Origin of the sequence: Acinetobacter schindleri CIP 107287, assembly GCF_000368625.1 — a bacterium.
Taxonomy (GTDB): Bacteria; Pseudomonadota; Gammaproteobacteria; order Pseudomonadales; family Moraxellaceae; genus Acinetobacter; species Acinetobacter schindleri.
The window spans coordinates 719,751-745,466 of sequence record NZ_KB849575.1 but is presented as its reverse complement, the minus strand read 5'-3'; the positions used below and the strand labels follow the sequence as shown (position 1 = coordinate 745,466).

Below are 25,716 nucleotides of genomic sequence, written 5' to 3'. Positions count from 1 at the left end.
TCAAGTTTTATTCGTCATCCAGGATCGAAAGAATACCGTCTAGCTCTTCCAGTGAATGATAGCTAATGACCAGTTTGCCTTTGCCCTGCTTGTTATAATCAATTTTTACTTCTGCACTAAAACGTTCTGACAGACGTTGTGTCAGTTGTTGAATATCCGGCGCTACGACTGGCTTTGGTTTATCCTGTTTTGGGGTATTGAAATCACGCACTAATTGCTCAGTCTGGCGTACGGACAGGCTCTTCTCAATTACCATTTCAGCCACTTTCAGCTGGTCTTTGGCTTTCAAAGTCAGGATCGCACGCGCATGCCCCATATCAAGCAGCCCTTGCTGCATAAAGTCTTTGACCTCTTCAGCCAAGGTCAGCAAACGCAGTAAATTACTGACTGTCGTACGCGCCTTGCCTACTGTATCGGCAATCTCCTGATGGCTTAGACCAAATTCTTCATGGAAACGTTGCAGCGCCATCGCCTGATCAATTGGATTCAGGTCTTGACGCTGGATATTTTCAATCAAAGCCAGCGCAATTGCCACCTGATCATTCAGATCACGCACAATCGCAGGAACTTCTGTAAGGCCTGCCAATTGTGCTGCACGCCAGCGACGCTCACCCGCAATAATTTCATAAGGATGGCGTTCATCATCTACCGGACGGATGACGATCGGCTGCATGATGCCATGCTTCTCAATTGAAGCAGCCAGTTCCTGCAAATCCTGTTCATTGATATAGCGACGTGGCTGGTATTCGCCACGTTTCAGCAGATTCACATCAATCTGTTTCAGCTGGCCATGATCCAGACCTTGTGCTTCAAGTTGTAATTTTTCTTTTTGAATTGACCCCAGTAATGCATCCAAACCACGACCTTTGGCGAGTCCACGTTTCTTCACGGTCATGCTTTACTTCCTTTTTTCACTTTGCTTTTCTTTAACATTTCAGCCGCCAGATTGAGGTAAGCAACTGCACCCTTGGAACTTTTTTCAAAATAAATCACTGGCAAGCCATGTGCTGGTGCTTCAGCCAGACGGATATTACGTGGAATCACGGTGTCGTAAAGTTTCTTGCCAAAATATTGTTGTAATTCTTCAGAGACATCACGTGTCAGTGCATTACGCGCATCATACATGGTACGTAATACACCCACGATTTGTAGATCAGGATTTAAAGCCTGCTGAATCCGGTCAATGGTCTGAGTCAAGTCAGCCAATCCTTCTAATGCATAATACTCACATTGCATTGGAATAATCACGCCATCGACGGCAGCTAAGGCGTTCACGGTAATCAGGCTTAAACTTGGTGCACAATCTACAATAATATAATCAAATGATTTTTCAATTTCCTGCAGGGCATCACGCAGAATAAATTCACGGCCTTCCTGTTCGGCAATTGCCAGCTCTACGCCAGCCAGATCACGGTTAGCACCTAATACTTTATATCCAACTTCCGCCTTGGTAATTGCCGTTTCAATCGGCACTTCACCAAGCAACACATCTGTTACTGAATAAAGTAAATCATTTTTCTGTATGCCCGAGCCCATCGTAGCATTACCTTGTGAATCCATATCCACAAGCAGCACACGTTTTTTTAATACTGCGAGAGATGCCGCCAAATTTACTGCGGTTGTGGTTTTGCCAACGCCACCCTTCTGGTTTGCAATCGCAATAATTTGTGCCATGTTGACCCCAATTCCTTTGAAAATCTTAAATACGTTTTAATAAAAGTAAATGACGTTGTTCGTCTAAACGCGGAACTTTTAGTTCAATAATCTCACAACTGAATTCATCTTTTAAAGCACTAACTTCATCTTGTGGAATCAGACCTTTCATGGAAGCAATAATACTTTGCTCATGCATATAAGGTTTTGATGCATCTACAAAATCGGTCAATGATGCAAAGGCACGACTGGTAATCACATCAAATTGACCGAGTTCATTAATACTGTCTTCATTTTCAACGCGTGTTTGCACCGCAATCACATTTTGCAATTTCAGGTCAGCAATAAATTGCTTCAGGAAACGGATTTTCTTGCCATTTGAATCTAATAGTACGCAGTTACGTTCCGGCTGACATAATGCAATGATCATGCCTGGCATCCCGCCGCCGGTACCAATATCGAGCAGACGGCCTGATGGTAGATCCTTTAAAATGCTTAAGCTATCTAGCAGATGCTTGACCAGCATTTCTTTCGGGTCACGAATGGCAGTCAGATTGTATGCCTTATTCCACAGCACCAAAGCGTCCTGGTACTTGAGTAATAAATTTAAAGTTTCATCACTCAATGCTAAACCTAAAGCCTGGCTACCCTGCTTTAATTCCTGAAAAAACGTATGCATAAACAATTAACGCTCGAAAAAATTAGAAGAAAGTATACCGCTTTCTCTATATTGGCACAGTAGGGAGTGCTTAGTGAATATTCACTTAAGCATATTTCCCTTCACGAATTTCAGCATCTAGTGCAGCTAAACGCTCTGGCGTCCCTACATCAACCCAATTACCCATCAGCTTTGATGCAGCAACCTGATTTGCCAGCATCGCCTCTTTAAGTAATGGCGCCAGTGGGCGCTTACCTGCTTCCAGACCTACAAACATTTTTGGATCAATCAAAGAGACACCACTAAAGGTCAGATTTTCACCCTGAACATTCTGATCAAAGGTATAAGCTTTACCTTCAGCCAGGCTAAAATCCCCTTGTGGGTGCTGAGGTGGATTTTGCACCAACACCAGATGTGCCAGGTTTTCACCCAGCTCCACTGTCAATAATGGCGCAAAATCCATGGTGGTCCAGACATCACCATTCACCAGAATAAAAGGCTGATCCCCCAATAAAGGCAAAGCGTTGATAATACCACCAGCAGTTTCCAGTCCCTCACCTTCATGTGACCATAAAATCTTGACACCAAACTGCGAACCATCACCCAAAGCTTCCACAAGTTTTTCACCGAGCCATGCAGTATTGATGACAATTTCATTGACACCGATCGCCGCCAGCTTTTCGATATGCCAGACGATCAGAGGCTTGTCACCTACTTCCAAGAGTGGCTTTGGTGTATGCAGCGTTAAAGGGCGCATGCGATTACCTAGGCCTGCAGCCAGAATCATCGCTTTCATTTATGCAGCCACCTCATATGAACCATATTTTTCTTCAAAGGCTGGCAATACGCGCTCATTGAGAAATTGCATAAATGGCTGCAATTCTGCATAAGGTTTACTTTCTTCCAGCAGATACCACATCACACGCGGCAAATCTTTCAAATATCCCGATTTACCATCACGCTCAAACAGGCGCACAAAAATACCCAGGATCTTGATATGGCGTTGAATTGCCATCATATCGGCATCTTTCTTGAACTGTCCAAAATCACGACCCTCTTTGGCAGAAGCCGGCAATAAATTGTAGAAAGTTTCAAACCAGCGATAGACACGGTCAGCATTCCACTGCACATAGGCATCGCGGGTAATCGAGATTAGATCATAGGTATCCGCACCAATCACGGCATCCTGAAAATCGATCACGCCCAGATCTGTTTCACCCGCTATCTGCATCAGGTTACGGCTATGGAAATCACGGTGCACAATCACTTGAGGTTGGGCTAATGCTGCATTCGCCAGAATGGCAAAGGTACGCTTAATCAGCGCACTTTCCGCTGCGGTCGGAATGACTTTTAAAGCCGGTAACATCCAGTCAGTTAACAATTCCATTTCCGAGATCAGTTTCTCATAAGAATACTCAGGGAAATGACCTTGGCCTTGAATAGACTGTAACTGAACTAACTGTTTAAAACTCTGCTCATAATAAGCATCGACAGTGTCGTTATTGAGCAGATCAGACAGCATTACATTGCCGAAATCTTCGAGCAGTAATAGACCATTTTCCAGATCCTTCGCCACAATGTGCGGCACGCGAACACCATTCGCATCAAGAAATTCATCTATCGTCACAAAAGGCACACAATCTTCTTTTTCTGGTGGTGCATCCATTAGCATAAATGTTTTATTATTCAGTTTGATTCGTGCATAACGACGAAAACTGGCATCGCCTGCTAAAAAATGAGTTTCAAATTGATCTGAACCGAGTACAGAAGCAATCCAAGATTGTATCAATTGTTCGCGTTGAGTATTCATTTGCAATAAATTCTAGTACAGGCTGAGTTTTTAAAGTGCTAAGTGTAGCTACTTATCAACTTTTTCTCTATGATGCGACAATAATTAATTGCGATAAAAGCATGATTGGTTAATGAGACAAATGAAGCATCAGTTTAAATATAATCCTTTAGCGACTGCGATCTTAACTTTGTTATGTGGTAGCTCAATTTCAAGCTATGCTGCAGAAAATGACTCATCCAATAGCAACAATCAGCAGCTTAAACAAAGCTTACAGGAAACCTATCCTGGTGAAGCATTTTTCTCTCAATATTATGTTGACAAATCCACGCCTGAAGCACAACAACGACAGGGGCAGTATTTAAGTTCTGCTTATTGTCAAGGCACCTGGATTACTCCAGTTTCACCTGAAGTTGAAGCAGTTGCTCCAGATCAAGCAACCTCTACTGTTACTGCTGACTATGGCCACTATAATCCGAATGGCGATTCCTACTTAGAAGGCAATGTCATCATTGATCAGCAAGGTCGTCAGATTCGTGCAGATCAAGTGACTATTGACCAGACCCAGACCTACGCCAAAGCTCAAGGTCGAGTACAGCTAGCACAAGCAGGTCTGCTCTCACAAAGTGATGACATTAATTACAACCTAAAAACCCAACAAGGCGACTTAAATAACAGCTTTTATATTGCAGAAGAACAACATGCGCATGGGCGTGCAGAAAAGATCGCCAGAACTTCCACTGAAACAGTTGAACTGGAAAATGCGACCTATACCACCTGCCCACCTGAACAAAAGCCAACCTGGAAAATTAAGGCGGATCGCATCAAGCTGAATCAGGAAACAGGTCGTGGTGAAACTCGTAATACCAAAATATACGTTAAAGATGTGCCTGTTCTTGCAGTACCTTATTTTAACTTCCCGATTGATGATCGTCGCACCACCGGGATTCTGACCCCTAGTTTTGGTTTTACCAATGATGGTGGTTTAGAACTGGGCGTTCCAGTATATTTAAATCTAGCACCAAATTACGATGCTACCATTACACCACGTTATATCGCTGACCGTGGTGCAATGCTGGATGGACAGTTCCGTTATTTGACCGAGAACTTTGGCTATGGTCAAATCTGGGGGGGTATTTTACCTTCAGATCGTAGCTATGATGATCAAGACCGTAAAGACCTGCATTTCCGTCATGACTGGCAGATTAACGAGCAGTTCTCAACCAATCTTGAATATAACTATGCATCAGATAAAGATTTCTTCTCAGATCTAAATAACAACCCAAATTCTAAAACTGATCTGAATTTACGTCGTGCCTGGGAAATTAACTATAAAAATGGTATTCCTGGCTTAAAAGCACAGTTAAAAGTAGAAGATTTCCAGACCCTAGACCCAGAAGTTGCAGATGAAGACCGTCCTTATGCGCGTTTGCCACAATTCCTGGTCAACTATAAAACGGGTAACCCACTCGGCTGGCAATTCGAAGCCAATCACGATACTGCCTATTTCAAAAAAGATGTTAATAATATAAATCCAGCTACAGGCAGCTACGAACCGAGTGGTACACGTATCTATAACGATCTGGCAGTTCGCTATAATCATCGAACACCTGGTTTATTCCTGCTTCCTCAATTGTCTTTGCGCAACATTAATACCTTCTATGACAAGGACACAATTGATCTTTTAGACCAGAACCAAACTAATTCTTCAAGTGAAGATAAATCTATTGTGGTACCAGAATTCACTCTCGATGCTGGTTTGATTTTTGAAAAAGAAGGTCGCTATTTACAGACACTAACACCTCGTCTGTTTTATGCTTACGCACCTTACGAGAATCAAGAAGGTCAGCCAAATTTTGACTCAGTGAATGCTTCGATCAGCTATGATCAGCTATTCAGCCCACGTCGTTTCTATGGTCATGACCGTTTAGAAGACAATAACTTTGCATCCGTAGGCTTAAGCTACAGCCTGTTCAATGATGTTGGTTTAGAACGCCTGCGTGCCAGTATAGGCCAAAGTTTCTTCTTCGAAGACCGTCGCGTGACTTTAGAACGGGATATTGATGAATATGACCGTGAAACGCATACTGGCCCTGTAATTCAACTATCCAGCCAGCTTTTCAATAATTTCCATGTCAACTTTAACTCAGCATGGATGTCGAATGGGCAGAATGCACAACGCGATGTGCAAGCCTATTACACTGGTGAACAAGGTAACCTCTACAATGTAGGCTATTTCTATCGCAAAGAAATTACTGACCGTCAAAAAAGCTACGATCAGGTGGTTGGTTCATTCATTCAGCCTGTTTTCAATAACTGGCGTCTGATTGGTCATGCTCAATACGATCTGGAAAACAACGTTGCACGTGAATATTTACTTGGCGTGAACTATGAGTCATGCTGTTGGGGTGTTTCCGTCTATGGCCGCTCATATTACAATGATCTGGATGACATCAATGAAGCGGGTGTTAAACCAAAACGCATGATCATGGCAGAACTCAGCCTGAGAGGCCTGGGTGGATTCAACAATAAATTGGCATCACTACTGGAAAACCGTATTCTGGGCTTTAATAATATCAATCAGACTTGGACAGAACGTTAATGAAGACAAAACAGTTAAAACATTTTTTTAAAGCAACCACACTTGCGCTATGCCTTTCTGCAGCAATACCTACTTTTGCTGTTGCACAGACCAAGGATGAAGTTGTAGCTGTTGTCGACAATAGCGTGATTCTTCGCAGTGACCTAGATCAAAGCATTGCAGAGATTTCTCATCAACTCGAAAAGCAAAAGAAGCCTGCGCCGTCACAACAAATCCTGCAACAACAAGCTTTGGAACAACTGATTTTGCGTCAGGCTCAACTTGAACAGGTAAAGCGTTATAATGTTCGTCCTGATGAAAAAGCGCTTAATGATGCAGTATTAAAAGTTGCACGCGACTCTGGTTCTTCCAGCCTGGAAGCTTTCCAGCAAAAGCTGGATTCAATTGCACCAAATACTTATGCTGCTCTACGTAACCGTATCGCAGAAGACCTTGCGATTAACCGTTTACGTCAACAGATTGTGACTTCCCGTATCAAAATCAGCGATCAGGATGTGGAAAACTTCCTGAAAACCCCGCAAGGTCAGGCATTACTCGGTAGTCAGGTTCATGTACAACATGTCCGTGTTTCTGGTGACAATACAGCTCAAGTTGCAGCAGAGGTAAAGAAAGAGTTAGAAAGCTCTACCGACCTGAAAGCAATTGAGAAGAAATACTCCAAAAATGGTGTCAAAGTTGAAGCTGCTGACATGGGCTTCCGTAATATTTCAGATATTCCAGATGAGCTCGCATCACGTGTAACCAGCCTTCAGCCTGGTCAAACTTCTGAACTGATTGAAGCCCGCGATGGTGCTCACATCCTTAAGCTAATTGATCGTAAAGCGGGTGAAAAGCGTGCACTCGTACAACAATATCAAACGCGTCATATTCTGATTCAGCCTTCGGAAGTAGTGAGTCCTGAAAATGCCAAACAGATGATTGACAGTCTGTATACCCGCCTAAAAAATGGTGAAGACTTTGCCGTACTGGCGGCTACCTTCTCCAATGATCCTGGTTCAGCACGTGACAGTGGTAGTCTAGGCTGGGTGAATCCAGGTGTGATGGTCCCAGAATTTGAAGAACGTATGAAAAAAACACCTGTGGGCCAAATCAGTGAACCGTTCCAGTCTCAGTTTGGCTGGCATATTCTACAGGTGACAGATACGCGCCAACAGGATATGACTTCAGAATACCAGGAACGTATGGCACGTCAGCTTTTAGGCGAACGTCAGTTTGATACAGAACTGGATAGCTGGTTACGTGAGACCCGCAGTAATGCCTTTGTTGAGATTAAAGATCCACAACTGGACCGTAAAAAGAATTAATATTCAGCATCTTTAAAAAAACCGGCTTTTGGCCGGTTTTTTATTATCTATATAAGACTATTACCATAAAAAAACCTCTCATTTCTGAGAGGTTTTTTAGATTCTTAAATCAGATTAACGGTTGTTTTCGTCATCTTGAGAATCTTCGAATTTTGCATCGTCACTAAAGCCAGCACCTTGACCACCAAAGCCGCCTTGACCACCGAAGCCGCCTTGACCACCAAAGCCGCCAGGTTGACCGCCACCGAAGCCACCTTGACCACCGAAGCCGCCAGGTTGACCGCCACCGAAGCCACCTTGACCGCCGAAGCCGCCAGGTTGACCGCCACCGAAGCCACCTTGACCGCCAAAGCCACCAGGTTGGCCGCCACCGAAGCCGCCTTGACCGCCGAAGCCAGCACCTTGAGGACCAGCAGGAGCACCAGCAGGACGTGGGTTACGTGCAGGAACTACGGTAGAAATTGCATGTTTGTAAACCATTTGGCTTACAGTATTTTTTAATAATACAACGTATTGGTCAAATGATTCGATATGACCTTGTAGTTTGATACCGTTAACCAGGAAGATAGAAACAGGAATACGTTCTTTACGTAGGGAATTCAAGAACGGATCTTGTAAAGTTTGACCTTTAGACATGTTATAACTCCAAAAAATTTTAAAATCAGCGCAAAAAACTATCTTTATTTTTCAATTAAAAATTATAAAAAAGATAGTCTGTAAATTTTGCTTTATCCGTAACAGTTTCGCAAGTCTTCTTGAGCCTGCTGTGCGGTAAAATATGTAGTAAATTTATGCTTATCTTGCAAAGATCTTAACCATGTGTATTGACGTTTAGCCAGTTGTCGTGTTGCAAACAATGCTTTGTCTTCCATTTCTCGCTGTTTTTCAACACTTCGATCACTGTTTTTTATAAATTCGATCGCCTGACGGTAACCAACGGAACGCATGGATGGAAGATTTTCATCAAAATCGTATTTTTTCATCAAGCTTTCCACTTCATTTAAAAAACCGATTTTCCACATAATTTCTAATCGTTTTTCGATATGCTTGTGTAATTCTACTCGGTCTGGGATCAGCGCGTAATTATGAAAACTGTAACGATATGGTTGATTTTTTGGTTGTTCTGCTTGTAGTTTTGTTATAGCTCGGCCAGTCAGCTTATAAACCTCTAAGGCACGAATAATACGCTGTTTGTCACTTACTTTAAATTTTTGCCCTGCAATTGGGTCTACCGTACATAATTCCGCATAAACTGCTTCCCACCCTTCCCGTTCGGCTTTTGCTTCAATTTCCGCACGTACCTTATAATCTGCACTGGGTAGATTATCAGATAATCCTTCTAATAATGCTTTGAAATAAAGCATTGTTCCACCAACCAAAATTGGGGTTTTGCCACGTGCATGCATATCATCAATCAGGCGACAGGCATCTTCGACAAAATTGGCTGCTGAATAGACTTCTAAAGGACTAATAATATCAATCAGATGATGCGGATATTGCTCTAATTCTGCTTTGGTTGGCTTGGCTGTACCAATGTCCATTTCCCGGTAAACCAGTGCAGAATCGACGGAAATCAGCTCAAAATTTCCTTGCTCATAGAGTTCACATGCCAAAGCGGTTTTACCACTTGCAGTTGGTCCCATTAAGTTGATGACCGGCAATTGATTTGACATGTACCACTACTCTCCTCGAGCAAAAAGTTTATCTAGTTGAGCCAGTGGGAAAGCACGCCATGTTGGACGTCCATGATTACACTGGCTGGCAAATTCAGTTTGTTCCATCTGACGCAATAAGGCATTCATTTCAGACAGGCTTAAAATACGGTTTGCACGTACCGCACCATGACAGGCCATGCCCGCCAAGATCTGGTCACGCTTTTGCAACAGGCCTTGCGCCTGATCCGTTGGGTCCAGATCATCCAGTAATTCAGGAATCAAGGCATCAAAATCTGCCTTGTGCAGGATCGCAGGAACTCCGCGCACGATCACCTGTTCATCACCATACTGGTCAATCTCCAGACCAAATCGGGCCAGCTGTTCCTTCAACTCTTCTACACGCATGGCCTGCATACGACTGATAGACACCACCTTAGGAATTAAAAGCTGCTGCGATGTCCAGAACTCCGGTTTATCCCAGGCAGACTTCATTTGCTGCAAGACGATACGTTCATGTGCTGCATGCATATCTACAATAATCAGACCTTCTGTGTTTTGTGCAAGGATATAAATCCCATGCAGCTGTGCAATCGCAATGCCTAAAGGATGCTCATCTACTTTGGCCTGCACATGTGTGTGAAAAGACTGCTCAGGGCTCAGCTGCTCAGTTTCAGAGTTTGCTCTAAGTGGTGCCAAATAGCTTTGTAAGGCATTGTTAAGCTGCTGTGAACCACTATAAGGCTTGGTATAATCCTGCAGATAATGCACAGTTTTTGGACGCGATGATTCAAAGTCAGTCAGCACATCTGAAGCTTCAGCTTCTATATATTTATGTGTATTATGAGGATGTAGATGCTGCTGAACTGCATAAGGTTCAGGAGGGGACTGCGATGCAGCCTGATGCAGGCTAAATTGTTCCTGATAACGCGGCTGAGGCGTAAGTGGTACAGGCTCCTCAGTTTTCATTGCATCAGCCAGATTAGCTGTTGCGGTCTGGAACTGTGCTAGCGTTTCTTTGGCATAATGACGTACAAACTCATGTACTTCACGCTGATTTAGGAAACGGATTTCATGTTTGGTTGGATGTACATTGACATCAATATTTTCCGGATCCACTTCCAGAAACAGCAAATAAGCTGCATGCTGGTGTCCATGCAGAATGCCGTCATACGCCATACGCAATGCATGAGAAATGGTCTTGTCTCTTACGATACGACCATTTACATAGACATATTGCATATCGGCTTGCGCACGCGCATCCGAAGGATGACCGAGCCAGCCAGACAAACGCATGTTGATACTGTCTGCATCCATCCAGTAAGCATTTTCAGTAAATTGGCGCCCCAATAACTGCTGCACACGCTGGAAACGTAATGCTCCACTGTCTGCCACAGGCAGATTCAGCTTGATACTTTCATTATGTTCCAGCACAAAACGGATATCGAAATGGGTCAGTGCCAGACGGCGTACAATCTCTTCAATATGACCAAATTCAGTGCCCGGTTTTTTCAGAAATTTACGACGTGCCGGTACATTAAAGAACAGATCCTGCACCCGGATATGGGTACCACGTGAAGTAGCAACTGCCTGAATTTCCTGATGGTCAAAAGCAGTACCATTCACTTCAACCTGATAACCAATGCCATCTTCGCTTTGGCTACTGGTCAAGGTTAGACGCGATACGGCTGCAATCGAAGCCAGCGCCTCACCACGGAAACCCAGACTGGTGATGGCATGCAATTCCTCTGCTGTCTGAATTTTACTGGTGGCATGACGCATGACCGCCAGCGCTAAATCTTCCGGGTGAATTCCTCGACCATTGTCAATAATTTCGATCAGTGTACTACCGCCCTGTTCTACACGAATCACCAGTTCAGTCGCACCAGCATCAATCGAGTTTTCAAGCAGTTCTTTCACTACAGATGCAGGTCGTTCAATCACTTCACCCGCTGCAATCTGGTTCGCCAGTGCAGGATCAAGTGAACGAATACGGCGTACGCTTAAATCATTCGACATGTGGAAATTGCTGCTCCAAAGCCTGCTGTAATACTGAGTTTGATGAAGTCAACGCTGCAGTCCGAGTCAACTCATCTTCGGATTTAAGAATTTCAATGATCAGATCTGCTTCAGGTATTTCACTGCCACCTTTAGAGGGCCATTCAAACAAGAATAATGCCTTTGGGGTTTCAAGATAATCCCGAATGCCCATTAGTTCCAGTTCATAGGGATCATTTAAACGGTACAGGTCAAAGTGGAAAATATCCTTTCCTTGAATATTATAAGGCTCTACCAGTGTATAAGTTGGACTTTTGACCGAGCCCTGATGACCGAGCTGTTGTAAATAATAGCGCGTCAATGTCGTCTTGCCTGCTCCCAGATCACCGATCAGATAGATCACTCCCGTACTAAAATTCGCGGCCAATACCTTAGCCAGCTGTTGGGTATCTTCTTCATGATTTAAGGTGACAGTAAATGAATAAGGCATATGACTCACGACATGATTCAAAGGAACAAATATGATAGCATCGCCGCAGTTTAAAAGCCTATTCCGCCGCATGAGAAACTGTATTTTTTCATAGCATTTGTTTCCTGAATGAGATCCACTTCCCCATATGAATACTTCTGCTGAATTTATCCCACCGATGATCAACGGCGTCAGTGCCAGCAAAGTTTTCTTGCAACCATCCACTGCTGCAACAGTGTATGAATATTTATGTACACAGTTTCCACATATCGAGACCAGTGAATGGCAATCCCGTTTTCAGGAGGGTCTGGTTTATGATGCACAGGGAAATAGCTTAAATCTAAATAGCCTCTTTCAGGCGAATAGCCACTGTTTTTATTATCGCTTTCTGGTACACGAAGTGCATGTTCCTTTCGAACACCAAATCCTGTTCGAAAATGAACATTTTATGGTGATTGATAAACCACATTTTCTGACCATGAGCCCGACCGGACAATATGTACAGGAAACCCTGCTGGTTCGTCTAAAGAAACAGACCGGAATCGAACATCTCACTCCGATTCACCGACTGGATCGGGAAACGGCTGGCGTAGTGCTTATCTCTAAAAATGTAGCTTCTCGTGGACTTTATCAGCAGTTGTTTGCTACACGCCAAGTACAGAAAACCTATCATGCGATTGCAGGTTATCGTGAAGGACTTCGCTTTCCGCAAATTGTGCGTTTACGCGTGGATAAAGGTCAGCCTTTCTATACTATGCAGGTTTTAGAAGGTGAGCCTAATAGTGAAACCGAAATCACCTTATTAGAACAGAAAGATCATTTAGCCAAATACGAACTGAAACCGTATACCGGCAAGCAGCACCAATTACGTGTGCACTTAAACTTTTTAGGTATACCGATTCTGAATGATCCGTTTTATCCTAGCGTTGCACATAAAGCAGATAATGATTTTTCTGCGCCCTTACAGTTATTGGCCAAATATATCCAGTTTGTTGACCCTATTACCCAGCAATTGATGCAATTTTCTTCCGAGCAAGTGCTGACACTGTAATGCAGCTGTCATTACGATTTATTTTCAGAATTGATTCGTATAAGGATTGTATTTCAAATGTAATGGATTAAAATGAATGCGAAAAGTTAAGTATTTTAAAGTCTTGAATATATTATGAGAAAAACTGAAGTCTACCAAATACGCCTGGATTCTCAAGAAAAGAAACAAGCCTTTGCCGTATTTAAGCAATTGGGAATTACACCAGCTCAAGCAGTCCGCCTGTTTTTTAAGCAGGTAGTGCTGACTAAATCTATCCCCTTCTCTATTGAAAATCAGAATATCAACTTGGAACAATTAATCAAGCTGCGCAAACTAAAGCAAAGCGAATCCAAACCTGCATCTGCCGGATTGATTGCAGACACTGCAGAACAGGAAGCATTGGATCTACATGCTGATGATGATCATTTTGATTTATTTGAAGAACTGAATGCCATTCTGGGTGAAAGTGACAAAATTTAACACTGTCGCATTTTCAAACAATTTCATACGCTACTCCTCCCCAAAATTTCGTTATGCTCCATGAATACATAATAATAAGACATGGAGTAAGGAATGCTTGTTCGACGTGCTCAGGTAGAAGACCTGCAACAGCTTTCAGTTTTATTTGATGAATATCGCCAGTTTTATGGAGCTTCCTCAAATCAGGAACTTTCTTATCAGTTTCTAAAACAGCGATTTGAAGACCAACAGACGGTGATTTTTATCAACACCAAGGATGATATTTTTACCGGATTTATCCTGCTTTATTTAAGATTTTCCTCAGTAGCTTGTTCAAAGTTTTATGTGCTGGATGATGTGTATATCACTCCACTGTATCGCCGTCATGGCGCTGCACGACAACTGATTGATACCGCTATTTTATTTGCCCGACATGAAAATGCACTTCGCATTAGCCTGGACACCCAGAAAAACAACCACCAATCGCATAAACTGTATGAATCAATGGGATTTATGCGAGATGATGAATTTGTCACTTTCCATTGTTTTCTTAAGTAAATCCTAAACTTTATTCGGCACGGTATTTAGCTTGAATCACTTGATCTTCAGTTAAATAAATCCACTCTCCTTCTGGCAAATCATTCAAGGTTAATTGACCTATTTGAGCCCGATGCAGTTTTTCAACTTTATTCCCCACAGCTGCCAGCATACGTTTCACCTGATGATAAACACCTTGATGAACCGCCATTTGCAAGCGCTTTTCTTCAAGACGAATGACATCTGTAGCAGCATAAATACCTTTTTCATTACGTAGCTCAACACCTTGTTCCAGCTGCTTGATCTGCTCATCCGTAACAGGGTCTGCGGTATCCATCTGGTAAACCTTGGCAACATGCTTTTTAGGATGAGTTAATGCCTGCAAAAATTGACCATCATCAGTCAGTAACAGCAAGCCTGTCGTATCCTGGTCTAAACGACCTACACACTGAATTCCACGATTCATGAGCAAGTCATCAAACAACTCAAAGACACTAAAATGATGGGTTGCCTGATGCGAACACTCATAACCTTGTGGCTTGTTTAAGGCAATATAGACTTTTTCCCGATATTGATAGATTTCGTCATACACATTGAACTCTAGCTGATCCAAATCAAGTTTATGTTTTGGATTATCAATGATTTCACCCTGGATGCTCACAGCGCCATTCTTGATCATTTGCTGGCAATACTTACGCGAGCCAAAACCTTGTGACTGCAACATTTTTTCCAGAAGCATCTGTTCATACCTGTATCGAGTGAAGACCTGTGCATTCTATCCTGAAACAATCATGATTTTGTTTTCTTCCGCTGTTTTCTAGGTATCATGCGTTGAAAAGCTCTACAATAGCTTTATTTTTCACTCTATCTCTTCCACTTATGTCGCAACTTGATCTAAATCTGATTGTTCTTTTGGTTTTACTGGCTTGCGGTATTTTTAGTCATAATAGTGCCGTCACCATTGCTGCAGCGGTGTTAATCGTTTTAAAAATCACGCCTCTCAGCAGTTTATTACCCTATGTACAGGCGCACGGTTTAAATATCGGGATTATTATTCTGACCATTGGTGTTCTGACACCGATTGCCAGTGGCAAAATTTCAGGAGAAAGTATTCTCAAATCTTTCCTGAGCTGGAAGTCTTTACTGGCAATCGCCATTGGCGTCTTTGTCGCCTGGCTGGGAGGACGTGGAGTGAAGCTGATGTCCAACCAGCCAGATGTGGTAGCCGGACTATTATTAGGCACAGTGGCAGGTGTAGCAGTATTACGCGGGGTTCCTGTCGGTCCTTTAATTGCGGCTGGAATTTTATCATTATTGATTAGTACGCAATAAGTTTGAAATAAAATTTCTATTTAGTTAACCCTAACTCAAACATCCATTCTCCCAGGATTTGTAAAAATACTTCGATATCAAATCATATGACTAGCGGCATCGAAGTCGCACATTGATTGCCTTTCGCAAGCTATAAAGCAGTAATTAAAGCTTGCTCAGGATATGCTGTCAGATCAATAAAGGGCTTTTATCTTGCGAAACGATGTTTCTCATGGCCTGTCAAAAGTAAGATAATTACAACCTGCCAAATCTTGAACTTATTAACTAAGAATAAGCAAATGATAATAATTACTACAATTACCCTACAAGCTAGAAATCCATCACGCTCATAGAAGTTTTTATATCAAATAGCTTTTCTTATTCAACAAACAATAGCGCCAAACGCACCTGATCATAGCCCATACGCGGACTGGTTAACTCGACAATCGGACGCAGTTTAATAAACCCATCATCATTGAAATGATCGGTATCCTGGCGCTTGGTCAGACGTTTATAGATTTTACGCACTTGTTCAACCACTTCCTCACCCGGATGAGCGACAGATATATCTAAACCTTGCTCTTTATGCAGTCGACCTAAATGGTTGATAATCGTTGCCGGCGTTAAACCACGCTCAGTGGCGATATCGGCAATATCATAACCTTCTTCAAACAGTTCACGCGTTTCATCCAGCGTTGCGGCAGCATAATTCTGCTTGCCGCCATTTTTCGCCAGTTTTTTTTCATTACGCTGAATTTCAATTTCATTCAGCGTACCACCGCAATGACGGATAAAGGCATTATGTTGTTTGGTTAAATCAATATTTTCAAAGTGTTCTTCGGCTTCACTCGACAACTCCTGAAAACGGCGGTCTGCCTTAATTGCCAGACTATCCAGCTCCAATGCCTGCTCATTAAAACCTTTTAGACGTAGACCATCTAAAGTTTTTAAACGCGAAAGTGCCACATAGCCCTGACCTTTTTCAAAAGTATGGCTCAGGTCAATTTCGGCAGCTTCCAAGGTCATACCTTGTGATTTATGAATCGTAATCGCCCATGCTAGACGTAAGGGAATTTGCTGGAAACTGGCAATGGTCTTACCGGCTTCATTGTCTACTGACCAGGTTTCTGGCTCAACCAGCAACGTCGTCCCATCTGTGAGTTTGACTTTAGGCAATACCCCAAATTCATCATCTTCTTCAAAACCAATAACTTCACCCAAACTGCCATTGATATAGCCCAGATCAAAGTTGTTTTTGACAAACATGACTTTAGCATGCTTTTTCAGCGTTAAGGTTTCTGGTGCACGCACTGAAGATTTCAGCGTTTCGATCAACTTGTCATTGCCGTCGCACTGGGCATCAAACTGGCGCGGCTCATTATCAATTTCATTTAAATGCCGGAAGTTGATACTGTCCACATCCATATTATGCGTATACAGACGCGTATAAGTGTCGCCAATCTCCTGATGACGTGTTCCTTGCAAGGCATTTCGATGTTCTGTACCAATCGCCTGCGCACGGATTGCATTCAGAATATCATTTAGATAGTCATTGCCCTGACGGTGCTGCTCGGTCAGATAACAAACGCGAAATTTGGCTTCAACCCAGGCATCTGACATAAAGCAGAATTTATCCCGGTTGCGTTCATCATTTCTGCCCACTGGAGGCAACTGAAAGAAATCACCAGCAACAATCACCTGAATACCACCAAAAGCTTCATCAGATTCTTTGAAATACTTTAATACCTGATTAACCAGATTTAGCTGCTTGGCATGCAGCATAGAAATCTCATCAATAATCAGTACCTGAGCATTTTCCAGATGTTCTTTCAGATATTTGCGCTCTTTCATACGCTTCAGGTCTTCTTCTGACAAGAAGTCCTTAATCCCGATACCGGCCCAGGTATGAATGGTCATGCCATTCATGTGCGTTGCCGCGATACCTGTAGATGCTGTAATCGCAACAGATACCTTACGTGCTTTCAAATAATTGATATATTGATTCAGGGTATAGGTTTTCCCTGCACCAGCCGAGCCTGTTAAAAATACATTTTCGCCCGCTTTGAGTAACTTAAGTGCAGTTTCCTGTTTCATATGACCTATACCGTGAAAGAACGGCTATAGCCTAACGACTTTTCCGGCAAAAGTTAAGTATTCAGGTCCAAATCAGAATCTATACACGACGTATGCAGTCGTCTGTTAAACCAGCTGATGAAATGAATTGCCATATCGATATATTGCGGATCTGCTTTTTGGTTGTGGGGATATTCCAACTGATCGAAAATAATTTCCTGATCGTGTATATGACAACCCAAGAGCAGTGGCGTAGATAATTCTGCATGACTGACATGAAAAGCAACGTATTCCCCTTCTATGATCCGCTGTGCATAACTGGCGGCCAGACAGTTCTGAAAAATCCGAGCTTCCTCAATAATCTGGTCTATATTTTTTAGCTCTTCAAATTTCCAGTCAAAATAATAGAAATTTGCTTCATTCGTCAGAGTTTTCCAGTCCTTAAGTGCAAAGTCCTTTTTCAGTCGGGCAATAATTTCCTGCTTCTGAATCTGGTCATGCCAGGCAATGGCCTGAATAAACAAACCCTTCCAGGTCAGACTTTTTGGAATATTTTTATATATAGCCAAATATTCTGCCAGATAGTCACGTACATAACTGTCAAAAATTGATTCGCGCACATTGGCATCTTGCAGATAAAACAGCTGTCGAAACTCAGTCAACTGAATCCGATAACGCTGCAACTCGGTATAAAAATCGCGATTTTGTTGAGTAGCTGGCCGGATATATTGCTGTACCGCTTCAGGCAGATGAGAAGTTGCTTTATGTAAATGCTGCATATAGGCCTGCATGACCCGGCTTAAACCCATATATACCTTCTTGGTGGTGCAATCATCCATCTTGACTACTTCGCGCATCAGGCCAATCCACTCGTCCAGATACAGAATTGACGGACTGATAGCAATACGGTGGTCATTAATCGCCTGACGTGTTCCTTTTAATACTACGGATTTGTTATCCGGATGCGTGAACCATTTATACTGTATGGCATACTGATGCACACTATGAATAAATAACCGCGCTGAAGTATATTGAAAATATTGCAAGGTCGCCAGCAGCACCTGTGGATGTACCTGATGAGTATTCAGGAAACTGATCGCCGTGACTGTAACGCGTACACTACTGTGCTGAATATTCGTGCTAATCCAGTCCAACACTTCAGCGGACTGCTTGAACAGCCAGTTGATCGCCCGATTACAGTCAAACAATGGCAGTTTCGCGACTTTTTTCTGCCATAACTGATAATTATTTTCCAGAAAATGCTTCTTGCTTAGCAGATCCTCCCGTCCCCAGGTATCACGGTTCATCAAACGCACGAAACCCAGCATATTGCTATGCTCCAAGGCGTGCCTGAACAGGAGTTCAATATCGTTTACATGATCATTCAGCTCATGCAGATTAAAACGCTCCTCAAAGGACAAACTCATAATACGGTAGATTGCCGGATGCAAAAATTGTGCTGTGCTAAAACAGAAGTCATCCAGACTGTGCATAAGTCCCTGAATCGAAAGAAAGTCAGCGGGCGCTAAATATTCTAAGGAAAAAATCTTTTGCATTTGCTGCAAGATGTTTTGAGATGGCTCTTTTCCATATAAGACATAGTCACTCATTACTGGCGTGGTATACAGACCCGCTCTTCTCATCAGATGATCAATGATTTCTGCCTGCACAACGGAAAGTTGCTGCACGAATTTCAGCACACGTGCAGGCCCATTGACCCATTGATAGACCTGCTGGATCAGCAGCTTACGTAACTGTTGCGCTTTATCACGCAAGAATAGGGAATGCTGGGGTTTAAAATCACCAGTCAGGAAATGGATATCCTGTAAAAAGAACTCTTCCAGAGTGTCTGACTTGTGATGCTGCACACTAAAATGTGGTTCTGCCAGCAATTGCGCTGTGCCCTGCTGAATGTGCTGAGGCGTATGCAGCTGGATATGAAACAGGCCATTTGCCAAGACGATCCGATATCGCTCATGATCCAGCTTGAACATATTCTGGGCATTTAAATTCCCCACAATGTCCCACTGATCCTGATAAATATCATGCAAGCAATCTGAAATACGAAGCAACTGCTTGGCGAGCTGCTGATACTGCGGTACTAAACTCTCCTGTTCCATACACGCACCTAAAATGGACTATAAACTCATTTAAGCATATTCAAGTCATCTGACACAGACCAGTAAAATAGCTCATATAGAAAAATAATTCACAAAATAAAATAAATCAGATAAACAGCTCGCATTTAAACCCAGTTCATTTTTATTTTTCAGGATTTAGGTGATAGCTCGGATGCCCGGATATTTTTTAATTCTTCAATTGCCTGATAGATCTGTTGCTGAATCTGATCACGGAATAGTGTCATATCTTCTTGGCTTTGGATATGAGAGACAGATAAAGCTGGCTGGAACTGAAAATAGAAAGGTAACCGTTTTGGAAAAAGACTTTTCGGCAAGGAAGGAATGACATCCCCTTTACGCAAGAGTTTATTAAGTGCAGAAACTTTGAGTAATTTCTGGAAATATTTATTTTCCACGACCTGACGGGCATCAAAGCCAATTTCGAAAATTTCATCACCGCCCAGAGCAGCAAACGGTATGATATCGTAGTCAAATTCTTGCGCCAGCCTTAAGAAGCCATAACGCTGTTTTCAGATCAGCTGGTACTGCTCGCCTTGACGTTTCAGCACTTCTCGCCCTCCACCCGGGAAGACCAGAATCGAATAACCTTGGCGCATAACTTCGCGTACATATTCCTGCACACCATCAATCGCACCAAACTTCCTGAAGATTTCCCGCCAGAGCGGAATATAAAAGTGGCTGTGGTCCGCAATACTGACCACAGCCACTTTATGCTCGTTGTACAGGTAATCAATGATCATGGGTGAATCAAACACCCCATAGATCGAATGATTACCGACATACATTGCTGGTCGCGAAGCATCAATGTGCTCAGCACCGAAAAAAGTCGGCGTAAAATACAGTTTGGACAACCCGCTGAAGCGTTTGATCCAGGCTGCATCATGCTGAACCTGCAAGATGTCTTCCAGCTTAAGCGACGTGCTTTTTCACCAGGATTGAGCCTACAGAGTAGCCCGCACCGAATGAACATAACACACCATATTCGCCGTCATTCACTTCATTTGCCGTACGGTGCAATGCAATGATGACACCTGCTGAAGATGTATTTGCAAACTCGTCCAAAATCAATGGTACCAGTTCTGACTTCGCGTGTTCTTTACCTACGATCAGTTTCAGAATCAGCTCATTCATGTTCACGTTCGCCTGGTGCAACCAGAAACGTTTTACATTGGTCGGTTCAATCTGGTTCTTTTCCAGCTGCTTGGTGATCATCTTCGCAACCAGCGGACAAACTTCCTTGAACACCTTACGACCGTCCTGACGGAAACGGTTATTGTCGATATCAGCATCCACTTCGCTTAGGTTCAGGTAACCAAAGTTATTGCGGATGTTGTTCGAGAACTGGGTGAACAGTTCAATATCTTCAATTTCGAAACCAGTTTTAGTTTCAGTCTCTTCAATGATTGAAGCAGTAGCGACATCACCAAAGATGAAGTGACAGTCACGTGAACGGAAATCGGTATGACCAGAGGTGATTTCAACATTTACCATTAATACGCGACGCGCGCCAGACTTGATCGCATCAGCGGCCTGCTTAATCCCGAAAGTCGCTGCAGAACATGCCACATTCATGTCATATGCATAGCCTTGAATACCCAGAGCGGTCTGGATTTCAATTGCAAGTGCTGGATAAGCACGCTGAATATTCGAACATGACAGAATCACAACATCGATGTCTTCTGCAGTTACACCTGCATTTTCCATCGCCTGTTTCGCTGCAGCCACGCCCCACTCTGCCTGAATAGACAACTCATCATTTGAACGTTCATGCAGTAAAGGACGAAGACGTTTTGGATCCAGAATACCGGTTTTCTCAGCGACATAACGGCGTTTGATGCCAGAAGCTTTTTCAATAAATTCTGCACTCGAACCACGCAATTCTTCAATTTCGCCCGCAGCGATTTTGTCAGCATTCTCGAGGTTATACTGTTCCACATAAGCATTTAAACTTTCAACTAACTCTTCATTGGTAATGAAATCTGTTGGATGGAACAGACCAGTACCTGTAATGCGGATGCCCATGTAAAACTCCTTTTAGAAATTACCTATATGTTAACTGATTCCAAGACGATCCCATACTTTTTGTAGGCGATTCGGAGAAACTGGTGCTTTAGTTTTCATCGGTTGTGAAAATAAAGAGATCCGCAATTCCTCAACCATGAAATACAGTTCTTTCAGGCGAGCGTCATTTTTAAACTGGAACAATTTTTCCATCCAAGGGTCAATTTGATCAATGGCAGAATCATCCCTTTGTAAATTATTTGGCAAACGGTCAAGACGCAAAATCAGTGCCTTGAGATAGCGTGGAAATTCAATCCAGACATCCGCCGATACGGAATAAACAAAGTCAGAAAGATTCATCAAATCTAGCTGATCCTCAATATCATCAATGTTCTTGCCAAACACAGAACCGTCTAAAACCAACAATTTCCGGCGTATTTCCTGCCACTGGGTATAAATATCGGTGATATCCCGTAAAGCAGCTTGACCATAAGTCAGGAAAGATTTTTTTACATCTTCTAACAACTTTTGGAACTCTTTCGCATTGACAGGAAGCTCTTTTATTGCCGTCTGGAGTGTGGCATAAACTAACATTTGTTCCAGTTTAGCTTTATCACCTAATGGTGAATATGCCAATGCCAGTGGTTTAGAAATCTGTTTTTTCAGTTGGCGAATCAGATCACCGAGCTCCATATGTACCAGACGGATTACCCCGGCACGATGTTGACGAATCGCTTCAGCCTGATCATTAAAGGTCTGAATCACCACACCAGATTCATCTTTTTGCTCTAGGGCAGCAAAGTCTTTAGTGGGTACAAGAGCCTGGTATTGTTTCACCACCACACCTGTCACTTTTTGCGATGCTTCAAATACGAAGCTTTCCGGGAAAGTTTTATATTCACCTTTCAGTTGTTTGACTGGACTATGTGTTTCAGTACGGCAACGAGCTTTCAACTCTTCCAGATCGCGGCCCTGCTCAATCACACGGCCTTTCTCATCAATCACCTTAATTAAAGGCAACAGATACTGCTCAACGCGTTCCAGCGAAAAGTCTTTTTCGGTAATCTGTTCACCACGCAACTGGAATGCCAGAAAGCTAAAGATATGCTTCTGCAAATCAGTCGCATCAATACGTGCCATTAACTTACGTGCAGTATCCGGAATTGGTACCAGATTACGTCGTTTATCTTTTGGTAAAGCTTTTAATAAAGCTTCGATCAGGTCCTGACGCCAGCCTGGAATCCCCCAAGACCAGAGATTTTCATCTACCTGGGGCAAGGCTTGTAGCGGAATACGAACGGTCGCGCCATCTTCATCATGGCTTGGGTCAAAACGATAACTGGCTGCCAGACGTAACTCACCATTACGCAAATAGTCCGGGAACTGCTGCGTGGTCGGACGGTCATTCAACCATAATGCATCATCATCAATAAACAGATATCGCGGATCTTGAGGTTCTACCGTAGCACGCCAGTCTTCGAAACTACGGCGACTTGCTACTTCTGGCGGCACTTTGGAAGCATAGAACTGATAAATGGTTTCTTCATCCACTACCAGATCACGACGGCGCAGCTTGTCTTCAACCCGCTCCACTTCTTCAAGCTTGAGTAAATTATGCTTCAAGAATGGTGGCGTAATTCCCAGATGACCTGTGGTCAGTGCATCACGCAGGAAGATTTCATGTGCAGCTTCCTGATCCACTTTCTCATAATTGATCTGACGTTTGGGTTCAATGATCAGACCAAACAGTGAAATCTGGTCATAGGCATTCACCACACCGGCTTTTTTAGACCAGTGTGGTTCAAAGTAATGGTGTTTTACCAGATCACGTGCAGCGAGCAGAATCCATTCCGGCTCAATTTTGGCAAGCGTCCGTAAATACACCTGTGAGGTTTCCACCATTTCAAAGGCCATCACCCAGGGGGTATTGGTCTTATGCAAAGTCGAAGCCGGAAATACACGCGCCTTCTGCTGACGCACCGCCATAAACACATTACGTTCATCAGTCTTGTTGGCAATGAAAGACAACAGACCGGTTAATAAGGCACGGTGCAGATTTTCATAGCTGGCTTTCTTTTCATTAAAGGAGAGGTTCAATCCCTTAGCAAGGTCAACCAACTGTTCATGGGTTTTCTTCCATTCACGTAAGCGTAGCCAACTGAGGAAATGATTCCGCGCAAAAGTACGGCGCTTGTTCTCGCTCATATTTTCACGATTGGCGTGCAGGGTTTCCCACAATTTGATATAAAACAGGAAATCTGAATCTGCTTCACGGAACAGCGCGTGTTTTTGATCAGCCTGCATCTGCTTGTCAGCTGGACGTTCACGTGGGTCTTGGACAGCCAGCGCAGCAACAATCACCAATACTTCATTCAAAACGCCGAAATGCGCTCCACCGAGAATCATCCGTGCCAGACGTGGATCAATCGGCATTTTTGCCATTTGATAACCAATTTTGGTCAGCTCATTTTTCTTCTCGGACATTGCCCCAAGCTCAATTAAGAGCTTACGACCATCATTCACTAAACGGTGATCTGGTGGCTCAATAAAGTCGAATTCTTCCAGTGAACCCAGTTTCAGACTTTGCATTTGCAAGATGACTGATGCCAGGTTAGTTCGCTTGATTTCCGGCTCAGTAAACTCAGGACGACTTAAAAAGTCTTCTTCTGAATACAGGCGAATACACACACCCGGCGCAATACGACCACAACGACCTTTACGCTGATTCGCTGCGGCCTGGGAAATCGCTTCAATTGGCAGGCGCTGTACACGTGAGCGATAGTTATAACGCGAGATACGGGCAAAACCGCTATCAATTACATAACGGATGTTCGGCACTGTCAGTGCAGTTTCCGCCACGTTGGTCGCGATAATAATGCGTCGACCACCACCAGATGGGTTAAAGATTTTTTGCTGTTCAGCTAAAGCCAGTCGCGCATACAACGGTAAAACTTCAGTATGTCGTGGACCATGCTTGATCAGAGTCTCCTGAAGCTCACGAATTTCCTGTTCAGTACTGGCAAAAATCAGGATATCGGCATGTTCCGGATGACCTTTCTCTTGCGCATCCTGGAAACATTCTTCTACGGCGGCTACGACTGCACGGGGCAGGTTTTCTTCAAAATCATCAAATTCGTCGTCATCACTACCGCCAATCGTCATTTCCGAAATTGGACGATAACGCAGTTCAACCGGATAGCTACGACCTTCGACTTCAAAGATTGGTGCACCATTAAAGTAGTTACTAAAGCGGTTTACATCCAGTGTTGCTGAGGTAATGATAACCTTCAGATCTTTACGACGTGGCAGTAACTGCTTTAGATAACCCATGATAAAGTCGATGTTCAATGAACGCTCATGTGCTTCATCGATAATGATGGTGTCATATTTGGTCAGGAAGCGGTCATTGGCCAGTTCAGCCAGCAAGATACCGTCCGTCATCAAACGAACCAGAGAATCCTGTGAACCCTGCTCATTAAAACGGACCTTAAAGGAAATTGACTCGCCGAGCTTTTCCCCAACTTCTTCTGCAATACGTTGCGATACACTACGTGCAGCCAGACGACGTGGCTGGGTATGACCAATCAGGCCGGTCAGACCACGTCCGGCCAGCATGGCAATTTGGGGTAACTGCGTAGTTTTACCGGAACCCGTTTCACCAGCAACAATAATAACTTGGTGTTCTTGAATCGCTTCAATCAGTTTATCGGCATATTGGGTGACCGGAAGTTCCTGATTCAGCTTGATATTCGGAATACGTTCAACACGCTCTAGAACTTTTAAATGCGATTTTTCGAATAATTCTTGGTATTGTTTTTCATTGGCATCCTTACCCTTACGTAAACGATTTAAACGGTGGAGGTCACGTGCCATCACCCAGTTTTCGACATTTAAACCTTTCGCAGCCAAGTCAGCGCCCTACTACTATTCTAAAACATACTATTCTACTCACTTTCATGCATTTTCCCAATGTACTTATGCGCACTTAGATCGTAATTTGGTTGTTGCAGCGTGACTAAAAGCTATGATTTACATTGCG

General features: G+C 43.2%; 20 protein-coding genes and 1 pseudogene. 6 read left to right on the top strand and 15 right to left on the bottom strand.

The window, feature by feature from the left end; genetic code table 11:
• Positions 1–7 precede the first annotated feature (7 nt).
• From F955_RS06730 to F955_RS06710, 5 genes are all read right to left on the bottom strand, one after another.
• Complete coding sequence (locus F955_RS06730; RefSeq protein WP_004815563.1) at positions 8–895, bottom strand: ParB/RepB/Spo0J family partition protein; 888 nt, start codon at positions 893–895, stop codon at positions 8–10.
• On the bottom strand, positions 892–1,674 hold the full coding sequence (locus tag F955_RS06725) for a ParA family protein (protein ID WP_004815561.1): 783 nt from the start codon (positions 1,672–1,674) through the stop codon (positions 892–894). The genes F955_RS06730 and F955_RS06725 overlap by 4 nt, the downstream gene beginning before the upstream one ends.
• A 25-nt stretch (positions 1,675–1,699) precedes the next feature.
• Complete coding sequence (rsmG, locus tag F955_RS06720) at positions 1,700–2,332, bottom strand: 16S rRNA (guanine(527)-N(7))-methyltransferase RsmG (protein WP_004892773.1); 633 nt, start codon at positions 2,330–2,332, stop codon at positions 1,700–1,702.
• Positions 2,333–2,417: 85 nt separating this feature from the next.
• Positions 2,418–3,107, bottom strand: coding sequence for an N-acetylmuramate alpha-1-phosphate uridylyltransferase MurU (gene murU, locus F955_RS06715; protein WP_004892771.1), 690 nt, complete (start codon positions 3,105–3,107; stop codon positions 2,418–2,420).
• Positions 3,108–4,121: an aminoglycoside phosphotransferase family protein gene (locus F955_RS06710; protein WP_004892769.1), complete on the bottom strand. Its 1,014-nt coding sequence runs from the start codon at positions 4,119–4,121 to the stop codon at positions 3,108–3,110.
• Between the two features lie 121 nt (positions 4,122–4,242).
• On the opposite strand from F955_RS06710, the gene F955_RS06705 reads away from it, so the two are divergent.
• Both F955_RS06705 and F955_RS06700 read left to right on the top strand, forming a co-directional pair.
• Positions 4,243–6,702, top strand: a complete 2,460-nt coding sequence (locus F955_RS06705) for an LPS-assembly protein LptD (RefSeq protein ID WP_017401430.1) — start codon at positions 4,243–4,245, stop codon at positions 6,700–6,702.
• Positions 6,702–8,006, top strand: coding sequence for a peptidylprolyl isomerase (locus tag F955_RS06700; RefSeq protein WP_004892764.1), 1,305 nt, complete (start codon positions 6,702–6,704; stop codon positions 8,004–8,006). Before F955_RS06705 ends, F955_RS06700 begins: the two co-directional genes overlap by 1 nt.
• A 114-nt stretch (positions 8,007–8,120) precedes the next feature.
• Here F955_RS06700 and hfq read toward each other — a convergent pair whose 3' ends face one another.
• From hfq to tsaE, 4 genes are all read right to left on the bottom strand, one after another.
• Positions 8,121–8,642, bottom strand: a complete 522-nt coding sequence (gene hfq / locus F955_RS06695) for an RNA chaperone Hfq (protein WP_004892762.1) — start codon at positions 8,640–8,642, stop codon at positions 8,121–8,123.
• A gap of 92 nt (positions 8,643–8,734) precedes the next feature.
• On the bottom strand, positions 8,735–9,679 hold the full coding sequence (gene miaA / locus F955_RS06690) for a tRNA (adenosine(37)-N6)-dimethylallyltransferase MiaA (RefSeq protein ID WP_004892760.1): 945 nt from the start codon (positions 9,677–9,679) through the stop codon (positions 8,735–8,737).
• A 6-nt stretch (positions 9,680–9,685) separates the two neighbouring features.
• Positions 9,686–11,677 carry a DNA mismatch repair endonuclease MutL gene (gene mutL / locus F955_RS06685; RefSeq protein WP_004892758.1) on the bottom strand — a complete coding sequence of 664 codons (1,992 nt, stop codon included), beginning with the start codon at positions 11,675–11,677 and terminating at the stop codon, positions 9,686–9,688.
• Positions 11,667–12,146: a tRNA (adenosine(37)-N6)-threonylcarbamoyltransferase complex ATPase subunit type 1 TsaE gene (gene tsaE, locus F955_RS06680; protein ID WP_017401664.1), complete on the bottom strand. Its 480-nt coding sequence runs from the start codon at positions 12,144–12,146 to the stop codon at positions 11,667–11,669. Before tsaE ends, mutL begins: the two co-directional genes overlap by 11 nt.
• 127 nt (positions 12,147–12,273) lie before the next feature.
• Here tsaE and F955_RS06675 point away from each other — a divergent pair, with 127 nt between their 5' ends.
• The 3 genes from F955_RS06675 to F955_RS06665 all read left to right on the top strand — a co-directional run bounded on the left by F955_RS06675 (position 12,274) and on the right by F955_RS06665 (position 14,172).
• Positions 12,274–13,176, top strand: a complete 903-nt coding sequence (locus F955_RS06675) for a pseudouridine synthase (RefSeq protein WP_004892752.1) — start codon at positions 12,274–12,276, stop codon at positions 13,174–13,176.
• A gap of 114 nt (positions 13,177–13,290) precedes the next feature.
• Complete coding sequence (locus F955_RS06670; RefSeq protein WP_004892749.1) at positions 13,291–13,635, top strand: type II toxin-antitoxin system RelB/DinJ family antitoxin; 345 nt, start codon at positions 13,291–13,293, stop codon at positions 13,633–13,635.
• A 93-nt stretch (positions 13,636–13,728) separates the two neighbouring features.
• The gene (locus F955_RS06665; protein WP_004815539.1) at positions 13,729–14,172 is read left to right on the top strand and encodes a GNAT family N-acetyltransferase; all 444 of its coding nucleotides are present in this window, start codon (positions 13,729–13,731) and stop codon (positions 14,170–14,172) included.
• Positions 14,173–14,182: 10 nt separating this feature from the next.
• Here F955_RS06665 and F955_RS06660 read toward each other — a convergent pair whose 3' ends face one another.
• Complete coding sequence (locus F955_RS06660) at positions 14,183–14,890, bottom strand: pseudouridine synthase (protein ID WP_004892746.1); 708 nt, start codon at positions 14,888–14,890, stop codon at positions 14,183–14,185.
• A 140-nt stretch (positions 14,891–15,030) separates the two neighbouring features.
• Here F955_RS06660 and F955_RS06655 point away from each other — a divergent pair, with 140 nt between their 5' ends.
• Complete coding sequence (locus tag F955_RS06655; RefSeq protein WP_004645490.1) at positions 15,031–15,483, top strand: DUF441 domain-containing protein; 453 nt, start codon at positions 15,031–15,033, stop codon at positions 15,481–15,483.
• Positions 15,484–15,840: 357 nt separating this feature from the next.
• On the opposite strand, the gene F955_RS06650 is transcribed toward F955_RS06655, so the two are convergent.
• The 5 genes and pseudogenes from F955_RS06650 to hrpA form a co-directional block, all read right to left on the bottom strand.
• Positions 15,841–17,556 (bottom strand): AAA family ATPase, encoded by a 1,716-nt coding sequence (locus tag F955_RS06650; RefSeq protein ID WP_004892743.1) that lies wholly within the window; start codon positions 17,554–17,556, stop codon positions 15,841–15,843.
• A 53-nt stretch (positions 17,557–17,609) separates the two neighbouring features.
• Complete coding sequence (locus tag F955_RS06645; RefSeq protein WP_004892740.1) at positions 17,610–19,655, bottom strand: hypothetical protein; 2,046 nt, start codon at positions 19,653–19,655, stop codon at positions 17,610–17,612.
• 149 nt (positions 19,656–19,804) lie between these two features.
• Positions 19,805–20,572 (bottom strand): annotated as a pseudogene (locus tag F955_RS06640) (lysophospholipid acyltransferase family protein).
• A 13-nt stretch (positions 20,573–20,585) separates the two neighbouring features.
• On the bottom strand, positions 20,586–21,698 hold the full coding sequence (locus tag F955_RS06635) for a beta-ketoacyl-ACP synthase III (RefSeq protein WP_004892730.1): 1,113 nt from the start codon (positions 21,696–21,698) through the stop codon (positions 20,586–20,588).
• Positions 21,699–21,728: 30 nt separating this feature from the next.
• Positions 21,729–25,550, bottom strand: coding sequence for an ATP-dependent RNA helicase HrpA (gene hrpA / locus F955_RS06630; RefSeq protein ID WP_034429645.1), 3,822 nt, complete (start codon positions 25,548–25,550; stop codon positions 21,729–21,731).
• Positions 25,551–25,716 lie beyond the last annotated feature (166 nt).